The following is a 12,144-nucleotide window of genomic DNA, read 5'->3' on the forward strand; positions in this document are numbered from 1 at the left end:
ATAACGCGTTGCGACCTTGGTCGTGCCTGACGGCGTGGCGCTTTGCTGCGACACTGTGGCGATTAACCGCCAGTTGGCGACCGTGTAAGACCTGTTCCGGCGCTGCGTCAGCGTGGGCTAAGACAGCCACTGAGGCTAAGACACAGAGCGCCCCCAATAGTTTGCCATCGGAGTATGCATGACCCTGTCCAGCGGGCTGATCGCCGCGGTTGCGCTGATTTACATGGCCATCCTGTTCGCCATCGCCTTCTATGGCGACCGCCGCGCCACGCCTATGCCGCCGCGGGTGCGCGCCTGGGTGTATAGCCTGTCGCTGGCGGTGTACTGCACCAGCTGGACCTTCTTCGGCGCGGTCGGCCAGGCCGCTGAGCAGCTCTGGTCATTCCTGCCGATCTATCTCGGGCCGATCATCATCCTGATCTTCGCGCCCTGGGTGCTGCAGAAAATGGTGATGATCAGCAAGCAGGAGAACATCACCTCGATCGCCGACTTTATTGCCGCACGCTATGGCAAATCGCAGGCGCTGGCGGTGGTGGTGGCGCTGGTGTGCCTGGTCGGCGTGCTGCCCTATATCGCCCTGCAGCTCAAAGGCATCGTGCTCGGCGTCAACCTGCTGATCGGCTCCGGCTCGACAGCCAGCAGCACCCGCGCCCAGGACACCGCGCTGATCGTGTCGCTGGTGCTGGCGCTGTTCACCATTTTGTTCGGCACGCGCAACCTGGATGTCACCGAGCACCACCGCGGCATGGTGCTGGCGATTGCCTTCGAGTCGCTGGTCAAGCTGCTGGCCTTCCTCGCGGTCGGCGCGTTTGTCACTTATGGCCTGTACAACGGCTTTGGCGACCTGTTCAACCAGGCCAAGGCCAACCCTGCGTTGGAAAATTTCTGGGCGCAGACAGTGAACTGGCCGGCGATGATGATGCAGACGGGCCTGGCGATGATCGCCATCATCTGTCTGCCGCGGCAGTTCCATGTGACCGTGGTGGAGAATATTGAGCCCAAGGATCTTCGCCTGGCGCGCTGGGTATTCCCCGCCTACCTGGTGCTTGCCGCCTTGTTTGTGGTGCCGATTGCCCTGGCTGGGCAGATGCTGCTGCCGGCCGGGGTGACACCGGACTCCTTCGTGATCAGCCTGCCGCTGGCCGAAGCCCACCCGGCGCTGGCGCTACTGGCCTTTATCGGCGGAGCATCGGCAGCCACTGGCATGGTGATTGTCGCCTCGGTGGCGCTCTCAACGATGATTTCCAACGACATGCTGCTGCCCTGGCTGTTGCGCCGGCAGAACACCGAGCGACCGTTCGAGGCGTTCCGTCACTGGATGCTCACGGCGCGCCGGGTCAGCATCGTGCTGATCCTCCTGCTGGCCTATGTGTGCTACCGCCTGCTCGGTTCCAACGCCAGCCTGGCGACCATCGGCCAGGTCTCGTTTGCCGCCATCGGCCAGTTGGCTCCGGCGATGTTCGGTGCGTTGGTATGGAAACAGGCCAACCGCCAGGGCGTATTTGCCGGCTTGTTTTTCGGCGCGCTGCTCTGGTTCTACACCCTGGTGCTGCCACTGGTGGCGCGCGGCCTGGGCTGGCCGCTGGAAACCTTCCCTGGCCTGCACAGCCTGCTGTATGGCCCGATCGGTTTCCAGGTCGACCCCCTGACCCGTGGTGTGGTGCTGTCGCTGGCCGGCAACTTCACCCTGTTCGCCTGGGTTTCCTACTTCTCGCGCACGCGGGTCGCCGAGCACTGGCAGGCCGGACGCTTTATCGGTCATGACCTCGGTACCAAACCGAGCAACCGCAGCATGCTCGCGGTGCAGGTCGGCGACCTGCTGCTGCTGGCCAATCGCTTTGTCGGTGAAGACCGCGCGCGGCAGAGTTTTATGCGCTTCGCCTATCGCCAGGGCAAAGGCTTCGACCCCAACCAGGCCGCCAACAGCGAGTGGATCGCCCACACCGAACGCCTGCTCGCCGGTGTGCTGGGCGCATCGAGCACCCGCGCGGTGGTAAAAGCCGCCATCGAAGGCCGCGAGATGCAGGTCGAGGACGTGGTGCGCATCGTCGGCGAGGCCAGCGAGGTGCTGCAGTTCAACCGCGCCCTGCTGCAAGGCGCGATCGAGAACATCACCCAGGGCATCAGCGTGGTCGACCAGTCGCTGCACCTGGTGGCCTGGAACCACCGCTATATCGAGCTGTTCGACTACCCCGAAGGCCAGGTCTATGTCGGCCGCCCGGTGGCCGAGCTGATCCGTTTCAACGCTGGGCGCGGCCTGCTTGGCCCTGGCGATATCGACGAACACGTCAACAAGCGCCTGTACTGGATGCGCCAGGGCACCGCGCACACCTCCGAGCGGTTGTTCCCCAATGGCCGGGTGATCGAACTGATCGGCAACCCGATGCCCGGCGGCGGCTTCGTGATGAGTTTCACCGACATCACCGAATTCCGCGAAGCCGAGCGCGCGCTCAAGGATGCCAACGAAGGCCTGGAACAGCGGGTCAGCGCGCGCACCCAGGAACTCTCGCAACTCAACCAGGCGTTAATCGAGGCCAAGCGCGTGGCGGAATCGGCCAACCAGTCGAAAACTCGCTTCCTCGCCGCCGTCAGCCACGACCTGATGCAGCCGCTCAACGCCGCCCGGCTGTTCTCCGCCGCCCTCTCGCACCAGGACGACGGCCTGCCGCGTGAAGCCCGCGAACTGGTGCGCCACCTGGACAGCTCGCTGCGCTCGGCGGAAGACCTGATCAGCGACCTGCTGGACATCTCGCGTCTGGAAAACGGCCGCATCACCCCGGAGCGCAACGCCTTTGTGCTCAACAGCCTGTTCGACACCCTGGGCGCCGAGTTCAAGGTATTGGCCGCTGAGCAGGGCATCGACTTCCGCCTGCGCGGCAGTCACCTGCGCGTAGACAGCGACAGCAAGCTGCTGCGCCGGGTGCTGCAGAACTTCCTGACCAACGCCTTCCGCTACGCCAAGGGCCGCGTGTTGCTCGGCGTGCGCCGCAGCCACGGGCAGTTGCGCCTGGAAGTCTGGGATCGCGGCCCCGGCATTCCCGAGAACAAGCGCAAAGAGATTTTCGAGGAATTCAAGCGCTTGGACAGTCACCAGACCCGCGCCGAGAAAGGCCTGGGCCTGGGTTTGGCGATCGCCGACGGCCTCTGCCGGGTGCTCGATCACAGCCTGCAAGTGCGCTCCTGGCCGGGCAAGGGCAGCGTCTTCAGCGTCACCGTACCCCTCGCGCAGCACAGCGAGAGCCAGGCACCGGCGTTGCTGCCGGAAGCCAACGGACAAACCCTGAGCGGCACCCAGGTGCTGTGCATCGACAACGAGGACAGCATCCTCACTGGCATGCACAGCCTGTTGTCACGTTGGGGCTGCCAGGTGTGGACGGCGCGCAACCGCCTGGAATGCGAACACCTGCTGAGCGAAAACGTGCGTCCGCAAGTGGCGCTGGTCGACTATCACCTCGACGAAGGCGAAACCGGCACCGAGCTGATGGCCTGGTTACGCACGCGCCTGGGCGAGCCGCTGCCGGGCGTGGTGATCAGCGCCGACGGCCGTCCCGAGCTGATCGCCCAGGTACACGCCGCCGGTCTCGATTACCTGGCCAAACCGGTCAAGCCGGCAGCTTTGCGCGCTCTGCTTAGCCGTCACCTGCCCTTGCGTTAGAGGCGCTGACGGAACAGCGCCTGGTGCTCGCGGCATTGCTGGGCACCCAGCAGGAATACGCCGTGGCCGCCACGCTCGAACTCCAGCCAGGTGAAGTCGACTTCCGGGTACAGCGCTTCGACGTGTACCTGGCTGTTGCCCACTTCGATGATCAACACACCCTTCTCCGTCAGATGATCCGCCGCCTCGGCCAGCATGCGCCGCACCAGGTCGAGGCCATCGTCGCCGCAGGCCAGGCCCAGCTCCGGCTCATGTTGGTACTCGGCCGGCATATCGGCGAAGTCCTCGGCATCCACATAGGGCGGATTGGACACGATTAGGTCGAAACGCTGGCCCGGCAACCCGGCAAAACCGTCGCCCTGCACGGTGTACACGCGGCCATCCAGCTCATGCCGTTCGATATTCTGATTAGCCACTTCGAGGGCGTCATAGGACAGATCACCGAGCACCACTTCGGCCTCAGGGAACTCATAGGCGCAGGCGATGCCGATACAGCCGGAGCCGCTGCACAGGTCGAGAATCCGCGCAGGCTCGGCGCTCAGCCAAGGCTGGAAGCGCTGCTCAATCAACTCGGCAATCGGCGATCGCGGCACCAGCACGCGCTCATCGACAATAAACGGCAGACCACAGAACCAGGCCTCACCCAGCAGGTAGGCAGTCGGCACGCGCTCGTCGATGCGGCGCTTGAGCAGCAGCTGCAGGTGCGCGTGCTCGTCGTCTTCCAGGCGGCAATCAAGGTAGCTGTCGGCAATTTCGTAAGGCAGATGCAGCGCACCAAGCACCAGTTGGCGGGCTTCGTCCCAGGCATTGTCGGTGCCATGCCCGAAGAACAGCTCTTCACCGTGAAAACGACTCACCGCCCAGCGAATATAGTCACGCACGGTGCGCAGGCGGGTGGTGTGGGCGTTTGTGGCGTCGGTCACGGGGGCGTCTCCGGGGAAAAGGAGAGCATTCTAGCCCAAGCTAACCGATGCAATGCAGCGGCGACCTAAGAAAGGCTGCCAGTGCGACCGGCTAGTCCTGGGGCGTGTGGCGGGGTTCGCTGAGCGAAGGCTCATCGCGTTTGATGCGCAACTCACGCAGTACCGCGATGGATACCGCCAGGGCGAATAACAGCCAGAAATGTTCGGAAAACAGTGCAATCAGGCTCATATTGCAGCTCCTTTGCTTGAAATCGCCGGTCCTCGGCAGCACCCCGATTCTGCTCGCCGCTCAGGCGGCACGCAAGATCATCGACCACAAAGGTTCACAGCAGCGCAGCACAGGCGGACAATGGTCGGACTGTCCATGCCAGCCTGGAGTTCCTGCCATGTCCACCCCACAAACGCTGTTCGCCCTCACTGGCCGCGGCCACGCCCCCGCCAGCCTGAGCAATGCGACCTTGCTGATCATCGACGCGCAAGAGGAATACCGCAGCGGCGTGTTGCAGTTACCGGGGCTGGATGCCGCGCTGGAAGAAATCGCCAAACTGCTGGCCGCCGCCCGCGATCAGGGCAGCGCCATCGTTCACGTCAAACACCTGGGCATCCCCGACGGCCTGCTCGACCCCCGTGGCCCGCGCGGTCTGCACCTGCCCGAGGTAGCGCCGCAGCCTGGCGAAATCATCGTTGAGAAACGCATGCCGAATGCCTTTACCGGCACCGACCTGCATGAGCGCCTGCAAAGCCTCGGCCGCCTGGACCTGATCGTCTGCGGCTTTATGACCCATTCCAGCATCAGCACCACGGTACGCGCCACCAAGGACTATGGTTACCGCTGCACCGTGGTCGATGCCGCCTGCGCCACCCGTGATCTGCCGACCCTCGATGGCCAGGTGATCAGCGCCGCCGACATGCACCGCGCCGAAATGATTGCCCTGGCCGACAATTTCGCCGCCGTAGTCCCGCGTGCCAGCGCCTTGATCTGAAGCCGCGTAGCTGCACGCCAGGTCGCAACCTGCGCATTGGCTGGCCGGCCCAGTTGAACCACGTCCGCCCTGGCCGGTCATACCGCCGATAGCCACTGAGGAAATTGGCATGAGGAAACCGGAATGAAGCTCACCGATGGTTTCGACGCCCGCCGCCTGCGCCCGCGCAATTCCAACAACTGGCGCTTGCGCCTGGGCGCTGGCCTGGCGGCGCTGTTCGCCACAATCGGCGTACTGCTGAGTATGGCGGGCGTCGCCACCCTGCTCGGCCAACCTGCGGCGCTCGGCCCGCTGAACGAATCGCCAGCTGCAGCCAGCGTATTTGTCGTGATCGGGCTGCTGTTGCTGGTGTTCGGCGTACTGCTCTGGCGCCGCTGCCGACGCCGCCTGCGCCGCCCCAGCGACCTGAGCATGGCCCCACACCTGATGAAAAAGCGCGACTGAGTGCTAGCAGACCGTTGAAAACTACCTGCGTTGGCAATACGGCGTTAAAAACAGGCTCGGAATGCTCATGTACAAAAGTACACTCCGCTTCCTCGCCTGTTTTTGCCTTGTCTTGCCTGCCTCGCCTACGTTTTTCACCGGCCTGCTAGGCAGCTTGGTTACACTAGCGGCCTTCGCGGAGGCCCAGATGCAAGACGACGACTTATCCCTGTTCAAAGCCGAGTTACGCGGCGTCAAACCGATCAAGCATGACCGTGCCGACACAGGCAAAGCCAAACCCAACCGGGCCCAACTGGCCACCCTGCGCCAGGCCGCCACGGCGCGGGTGGAGTCGACCAAGGTCGACGGCCTGTCCGACCAGTTCGTGATCGATGTCGGTGCCGAAGACCCGCTGTACTGGGCCGCCAACGGCGTGCAGGAAGGCCAGATGCGCAAGCTCAAGCTGGGCCAAATCGCCTTCGAGGGCAGCCTCGACCTGCACGGCATGACGGTGGAAAAGGCCCGCGACACCCTGTGGGAGTTTATCGCCGAGGCCAACAAGCTGGAGGTGCGCTGCGTGCGCATTACCCATGGCAAGGCCGTGCGCATGGACGGCCGCAAGCCGATGATCAAGAGCCACGTCAACACCTGGCTGCGCCAGCACCCGCAAGTGCTCGGCTTCACGTCCTGCCTGGCCAAGCACGGTGGCACCGGAGCGGTTTATGTAATGCTCAAGCGCACCATGATGGACGGCCGCGACGAATAAGCTCCAGCAGCTGGCGGGCTGTGCACTTGCCAGCCAGGCCCTCGCGGCCTAACCTGCGCCCTTTAGAAAGACCTACGAGATTGTCCATGTCCCTGGAACAGCAATACACCGAGATTCTCGGCCAACTCGGCGAAGACGTATCACGCGAAGGCCTGCTCGACACGCCAAAACGCGCCGCCAAAGCCATGCAGTACCTGTGCAAGGGCTACCAGCAGAGCCTCGAAGAAGTCACCAACGGCGCGCTGTTCAGCTCCGACAACAGCGAAATGGTGCTGGTGAAGAACATCGAGCTGTACTCGCTGTGCGAGCACCACCTGCTGCCGTTTATCGGCAAGGCCCATGTCGCCTATATCCCCAACGGCAAGGTGCTCGGCCTGTCGAAAGTCGCGCGCATCGTCGACATGTACGCGCGCCGCCTGCAGATCCAGGAAAACCTCAGCCGGCAGATCGCCGAGGCGATCCAGCAGGTTACCGGTGCCCTCGGTGTTGCGGTGGTGATCGAAGCGCAGCATATGTGCATGATGATGCGCGGCGTGGAGAAGCAGAACTCCTCCATGGTCACCTCGGTGATGCTCGGCGAGTTCCGCGAAAACGCCGCCACCCGCAGCGAGTTCCTCAGCCTGGTCAATAACTGATCAAGCCCTGCGGTACAAGAAACCGGCCCTGTGCCGGTTTTTTTATGCCTGCTCACACCAGATCTTCGGCGGCAATCCGCCAGAAGCCGCGATAAAACCACCCGCATGTGGCGAGATCACGCCACCACATCTGCCATATCGCCCTGCAACACCGCGGCAGAGCGCCGCAATGTGGGCCGCGCAGTGGCGGGCATGCTTCTTGCGATTAAGCCAGGCAACGACAGTCGCCCCGCCCTGAGCCGCTGCCGTTATGCACACGACGCCCTGCATACCCTGCCCCGCTATTGCCGCACGCCTGACCCCGTGTCGCACAGGTCGTCATCCTGATTTCATCGATGAAATGGTTGGTTAAATGAAAAGATTCCTGTTGGCTCTGCTGTGCCTGAGCGTGATCGGCTGCGCCAAGCAGCCCGAGCCGGAAAAAACCGTAGATGTCCTGCTGATTGGCGGCGGCATCATGAGCGCCAGCCTGGGCACCTACCTCAACGAACTGGAGCCGGGCTGGAGCATTGATATCTACGAGCGCCTCGACCAGGTTGCCAGCGAGAGCTCCAACCCCTGGAACAACGCCGGCACCGGCCACTCGGCCTTCTGTGAGCTGAACTACACCCCGGAGCTGGCCGATGGCAGCATCGACATCAGCAAGGCGGTGGCGATCAACGAGTCGTTCGAGATCTCCAAGCAGTTCTGGGCTTATCAGGTCGAGCGCAAGGTGCTGAACAACCCGCCTTCGTTTATCAACAACGTGCCGCATATGAGCTTTGTCTGGGGCGATGACAACGTCGCGTTCCTCAAGAAGCGCCACGCCGCCCTGCAAGCCAGCTCGCTGTTTCGCGGCATGCAGTACTCCGAGGACCCAGAGCAGATCAAGCAGTGGGTGCCGCTGGTGATGCAAGGGCGCGAGCCGGGGCAGAAGCTCGCCGCCACCCGCGTGTCGATCGGCACCGACGTCAACTTCGGCGAAATCACCCGCCAGCTGTTCAGCTCGCTGAGCCAGCAGGACAACGTCAGCCTCAACCTGCAGCATGAAGTGCGCGACATTCAGCGCAGTGACGACAACAGCTGGAACGTGGTGGTGGCCGACCTGGCCAACGGCGGCGCAGAGAAAACCATCAACGCCAAGTTCGTGTTTATCGGCGCTGGCGGCGCGGCGCTGAAATTGCTGCAGCAATCCGGCATCAGCGAAGCCGAAGGTTATGCCGGCTTCCCGGTTGGCGGCTCGTTCCTGGCTACCAGCAACCCGGAGATCGTCGCCCAACACCTGGCCAAGGTGTACGGCAAGGCCTCGGTGGGTTCGCCGCCGATGTCCGTACCGCACCTGGACACCCGCGTGATCGATGGCAAGAAGGTCCTGCTGTTCGGGCCGTTCGCCACTTTTTCCACCAAGTTTCTGAAAAACGGCTCGCTGCTCGACATGTTCAGCGCCCTGACCACCGATAACCTCCTGCCGATGACCCACGCCGGCCTGGATAACCTGTCGCTCAGCACCTACCTGATGGGCCAACTGATGCTCAGCCAGGAAGACCGCATGGATTCGCTGCGCGAGTACTTCCCGCAGGCCAAGTCGGAAGACTGGCAACTGGTGCAAGCCGGCCAGCGCGTGCAGGTGATCAAGAAAGACGCCGAGCATGGCGGCGTCCTGCAGTTTGGCACTGAAGTGGTTAGCTCGGCCGATGGCAGCATCGCCGCCCTGCTCGGTGCCTCGCCAGGTGCCTCGACGGCCGCACCGATCATGCTCTCGGTACTGGAGAAGACCTTCAAGGACAAGATGCAGAGCCCGCAGTGGCAGGCCAAGCTGAAAGAAATCATCCCATCCTACGGCCAAAAGCTGAACGATGACCTGGCGCTGACCAACCAGACCCGCGCCTGGAGCAGCGAACGCCTGCAACTGGAGTTCGTTGAAGTGCCACCGCAGGCCCTCACCCCAGAGGCCAGCCAGACGGAGTAATCAGCCGCCTGCTGCGCAATGCAAATTGCCAGAAGCACCTTTTACCGTCGCCTCTCGGCGACACAACCTGCGGCCATGGATGGCGCGCAATAAAAAACCGGCCATAAGCCGGTTTTTTATTGCGCGGTGAACAGCCTACTGGCCCTTGAACGGCACCCGCGGCTTGGTGCGTAGCGGGTCGAGCAAACCGGATAAGCCGTTGTGATCGATCTCCTGCATCAGCGCCAGCAGCCGGCCGATTTCACCCTGGGGAAAACCTTCGCGGGCAAACCAGTTGAGGTAATTACCCGGCAGATCGGCGAGCAAGCGGCCTTTGTGTTTGCCGAAGGGCATTTCGCGGGTTACCAGCAACAGCAGGTCTTCAGGTTTCATCGCAGGCTCGGCAGGGTTCGGCAATCGAGCGCGGATTATGCCGTTCGGCTCAGGGTCAGGCCAAGGCGGAAAAACTCGGGTAAGCTGCGCGCCCCTGTTTATCGACCCAAGGTTTGCCCCAGCATGATTATCAAGGCACTGCGCATCGGCCTCGGCCAGTTGATCATCTTCCTCGACTGGATCAGCCGTCCGGCCAAACTCAAACGCACTCCTGAAGCTCAGACTGCGGTCGAGCAAAGCGCCAGCAACCTCGCGCTGTACCAATTCAACGCCTGCCCGTTCTGCGTAAAAACCCGCCGCACCCTGCACAAGCTGAATGTGCCGGTAGCCCTGCGCGACGCGAAGAACGACGCCCAGGCGCGCAGCGAGTTAGAGCAACAAGGCGGCAAAATCAAGGTGCCGTGCCTGCGCATCGAAGAAAACGGCCAGAGCACTTGGCTGTATGAGTCCAAGGCGATCATCGCCTATCTGGATGAGCGCTTCGCTAACGCCTAAAAACAAAACTGCGCCAGAGCCTAAGCCCTGGCGCAGCTGTTATTTCAAGCCTTACTTGATGAAGTAGCGGCCCCAACGCTCAACGTTACGTACGGACTGCTTGGCCGCACGCCCTTGCGGGGCGGCCTCGGCTGCAGCGGCGATTTCATCGTCGATGATCTTGGTCGACAACGACAGCCAGCTAGTGGCGAACGCCATAGCATCGGCATGCAACTCCAGCGAATCGCTGTTGATGTTGCCGATACCGTCGCACGCCGCGTGGTAGCAAGGGTCGAACGGCTGGTTGGCGGCACCGCCGAACTTTTGCGCCTGCTCTTCGCTTTTCAGGTCTTCGGCACCGGTAAACAGGCCGCCAAAGGCAATCCCCTCTTCAAAGAACTGCGCATAGTCAGAGCGGAAGTCGATCTCGGTGCCTTCGGCAGGTTTGCTACGCAGGTTGAAGTAAGCCCCCAGCAAGCGTTCGATGGCCGCCGAACCGGGCGGGCCTTGCAGGCCGAAGTCGGAACCGTCGCCGTCATAGATAAAGTTGCCGAAGTTCGGCGAACCTATCATGTCGAAGTTCAGGTACGCCTTGATCCGCTTCTTCTCCGCATCGGGCAACTGGCTGGCGTAATAGGTGGATCCGACCAGGCCAGACTCCTCCGCGCCCCACCAAGCGAAACGCACCTTGTTGAACGGGTGCGCCTTGCTCATCAGCACTGCCATCTCCAGCACGGCGGCACTGCCCGAACCGTTGTCGTTGATCCCCGGGCCTTCGCCCACCGAGTCCAGGTGCGCGCCGACCATCACCACATTGTTCGGGTTGCCGCGACGGGTCTCGGCAATCAGGTTATGGGTTTCGGTACGGTTACGCTCCACGTCGGCCACCATGCGCGCCTGCAAGCCCGCGGTCTGGGCCCAGCCGGCACCCAGCGCATAGGTGCTGAACAACACTGGAATACCACCGGCATAGGTATCGCCCAGAGTCGCGTTCATCAAGCCCATGCGATCCTCGGTATTGCCCTGGTTGAAGATCACCACCCCCGCTGCCCCGGCGGCGGCGGCGTTCTCGGCCTTCTGCTGGAAGCTGCAGGTGCCGCGCTGGATCAAGGCGATCGAGCCACTGGGGAAGGCGGCGAAATCTTCCACTTCGCAACCGCTGCTGGAGGTATTGCCCGCACCGAGCGCCACATCCACTGCCACCACGGCAGCACTTACATCACCGGCTTCGGTTTGCGACAGGTAGGTGAAGTCCTCATCCCAGACGTAGTCGCTCGGAGTCGGTGCCAGCGCGCTGAGCGTGCCCGGCCCAATCGGCTCGTAGGAGGTGAAGGGAAATGCCTGGATGGTCACCCGATAACCGGCGCGCTCGAGGGTGCTGCGCACGTAATCGAGCGAGGCCTGGTAACCCGGTTGCGCGGCAGCCCGGTTGCCGCCGTTCATGACGGCGATGTCCTGCAGCTTCTGCAGCCGGGTCATCACGTTGCTGGCCTGCATGCAGCGCGGCAAACCCAGTGGCGTGCCCACCAACAGCGGCGATTTACAGGCCGAAAGGCTCGGCTTGCCTGGGCTCCAATAATCATTGAAGCGCTGGCTGTCATCGGGCGAGCCGGCAAGCGTGGCGGTGGAAGCGGCTAGAGCGAGGGAACCCACAACCCGACGAACATTGTTTTTCTTTTTCATCGAAAATCATCCTTGGGTAAATGTTGTTGTAAGCAGGCCGTCTGGCTGACGCCACTGTCCCCTACCACTTCCAGCGGACACGACCCTGTGCGCTTGACCCGTGCACGATTGTTCCGTTTTCCGAATATTGCAAAAAACCAAGGCCACTATTGACGCGTTTCTTGACTCACCGCCCAAGACCGTAAAGTCGTCGCCAGATTGCTCAGATTCGTCGCCCTGAGATAAACCCAATGCCGATTTGCCGGCTATGTGCGGCCGCAACGGGCAGGAGTTACAAGGGTG

The 12,144-nt window shown here is 62.6% G+C and carries 11 protein-coding genes; 7 read left to right on the forward strand and 4 right to left on the reverse strand.

Annotation, left to right across the window (positions count from 1 at the left end):
• The first annotated feature begins 178 nt into the window (after positions 1 to 178).
• Positions 179 to 3,655 carry a hybrid sensor histidine kinase/response regulator gene (locus WBK23_RS03505; protein WP_424482591.1) on the forward strand — a complete coding sequence of 1,159 codons (3,477 nt, stop codon included), beginning with the start codon at positions 179 to 181 and terminating at the stop codon, positions 3,653 to 3,655.
• Here the strand turns inward: WBK23_RS03505 and prmB are convergent.
• Together prmB and WBK23_RS03515 are read right to left on the reverse strand one after the other, a co-directional pair.
• Entirely contained in the window at positions 3,652 to 4,578 is a 927-nt protein-coding gene (gene prmB, locus WBK23_RS03510; RefSeq protein ID WP_424482592.1) for a 50S ribosomal protein L3 N(5)-glutamine methyltransferase, read from the reverse strand. The two genes, WBK23_RS03505 and prmB, sit on opposite strands and share 4 nt — an antisense overlap.
• Before the next feature lie 91 nt (positions 4,579 to 4,669).
• Positions 4,670 to 4,807, reverse strand: coding sequence for a hypothetical protein (locus tag WBK23_RS03515; RefSeq protein WP_424482593.1), 138 nt, complete (start codon positions 4,805 to 4,807; stop codon positions 4,670 to 4,672).
• Positions 4,808 to 4,964: 157 nt separating this feature from the next.
• On the opposite strand from WBK23_RS03515, the gene WBK23_RS03520 reads away from it, so the two are divergent.
• The 5 genes from WBK23_RS03520 (at position 4,965) to WBK23_RS03540 (ending at position 9,333) form a co-directional block, all read left to right on the forward strand.
• The gene (locus tag WBK23_RS03520) at positions 4,965 to 5,561 is read left to right on the forward strand and encodes a cysteine hydrolase family protein (RefSeq protein WP_424482594.1); all 597 of its coding nucleotides are present in this window, start codon (positions 4,965 to 4,967) and stop codon (positions 5,559 to 5,561) included.
• 123 nt (positions 5,562 to 5,684) lie between these two features.
• Positions 5,685 to 6,005 carry a hypothetical protein gene (locus tag WBK23_RS03525; RefSeq protein WP_424482595.1) on the forward strand — a complete coding sequence of 107 codons (321 nt, stop codon included), beginning with the start codon at positions 5,685 to 5,687 and terminating at the stop codon, positions 6,003 to 6,005.
• 187 nt (positions 6,006 to 6,192) lie between these two features.
• Entirely contained in the window at positions 6,193 to 6,750 is a 558-nt protein-coding gene (locus tag WBK23_RS03530; RefSeq protein ID WP_424482596.1) for a Smr/MutS family protein, read from the forward strand.
• A gap of 86 nt (positions 6,751 to 6,836) precedes the next feature.
• On the forward strand, positions 6,837 to 7,385 hold the full coding sequence (folE, locus tag WBK23_RS03535; protein WP_424482597.1) for a GTP cyclohydrolase I FolE: 549 nt from the start codon (positions 6,837 to 6,839) through the stop codon (positions 7,383 to 7,385).
• A 352-nt stretch (positions 7,386 to 7,737) separates the two neighbouring features.
• Positions 7,738 to 9,333 (forward strand): malate:quinone oxidoreductase, encoded by a 1,596-nt coding sequence (locus WBK23_RS03540; RefSeq protein ID WP_424482598.1) that lies wholly within the window; start codon positions 7,738 to 7,740, stop codon positions 9,331 to 9,333.
• Between the two features lie 135 nt (positions 9,334 to 9,468).
• Here WBK23_RS03540 and WBK23_RS03545 read toward each other — a convergent pair whose 3' ends face one another.
• Positions 9,469 to 9,705 (reverse strand): DUF3820 family protein, encoded by a 237-nt coding sequence (locus WBK23_RS03545; RefSeq protein WP_269383119.1) that lies wholly within the window; start codon positions 9,703 to 9,705, stop codon positions 9,469 to 9,471.
• 123 nt (positions 9,706 to 9,828) lie between these two features.
• On the opposite strand from WBK23_RS03545, the gene WBK23_RS03550 reads away from it, so the two are divergent.
• Positions 9,829 to 10,200: a glutaredoxin family protein gene (locus tag WBK23_RS03550; RefSeq protein ID WP_424482599.1), complete on the forward strand. Its 372-nt coding sequence runs from the start codon at positions 9,829 to 9,831 to the stop codon at positions 10,198 to 10,200.
• A 51-nt stretch (positions 10,201 to 10,251) separates the two neighbouring features.
• On the opposite strand, the gene WBK23_RS03555 is transcribed toward WBK23_RS03550, so the two are convergent.
• Positions 10,252 to 11,862 carry a M28 family peptidase gene (locus WBK23_RS03555; RefSeq protein ID WP_424482600.1) on the reverse strand — a complete coding sequence of 537 codons (1,611 nt, stop codon included), beginning with the start codon at positions 11,860 to 11,862 and terminating at the stop codon, positions 10,252 to 10,254.
• Between the last annotated feature and the right edge of the window lie 282 nt (positions 11,863 to 12,144).

The sequence above is a fragment of the Pseudomonas sp. genome, from assembly GCF_049653025.1.
Lineage (GTDB): Bacteria > Pseudomonadota > Gammaproteobacteria > Pseudomonadales > Pseudomonadaceae > Aquipseudomonas.

Bases quoted from the DNA above. Each gene is read 5' to 3' on its own strand.
- WBK23_RS03505 (WP_424482591.1), top strand. From the start codon at position 179: ATGACCCTGTCCAGCGGGCTGATCGCCGCGGTTGCGCTGATTTACATG.
- WBK23_RS03515 (WP_424482593.1), bottom strand. From the start codon at position 4,807: ATGAGCCTGATTGCACTGTTTTCCGAACATTTCTGGCTGTTATTCGCC.
- WBK23_RS03520 (WP_424482594.1), top strand. From the start codon at position 4,965: ATGTCCACCCCACAAACGCTGTTCGCCCTCACTGGCCGCGGCCACGCC.
- WBK23_RS03525 (WP_424482595.1), top strand. From the start codon at position 5,685: ATGAAGCTCACCGATGGTTTCGACGCCCGCCGCCTGCGCCCGCGCAAT.
- WBK23_RS03530 (WP_424482596.1), top strand. From the start codon at position 6,193: ATGCAAGACGACGACTTATCCCTGTTCAAAGCCGAGTTACGCGGCGTC.
- folE (WP_424482597.1), top strand. From the start codon at position 6,837: ATGTCCCTGGAACAGCAATACACCGAGATTCTCGGCCAACTCGGCGAA.
- WBK23_RS03540 (WP_424482598.1), top strand. From the start codon at position 7,738: ATGAAAAGATTCCTGTTGGCTCTGCTGTGCCTGAGCGTGATCGGCTGC.
- WBK23_RS03545 (WP_269383119.1), bottom strand. From the start codon at position 9,705: ATGAAACCTGAAGACCTGCTGTTGCTGGTAACCCGCGAAATGCCCTTC.
- WBK23_RS03550 (WP_424482599.1), top strand. From the start codon at position 9,829: ATGATTATCAAGGCACTGCGCATCGGCCTCGGCCAGTTGATCATCTTC.
- WBK23_RS03555 (WP_424482600.1), bottom strand. From the start codon at position 11,862: ATGAAAAAGAAAAACAATGTTCGTCGGGTTGTGGGTTCCCTCGCTCTA.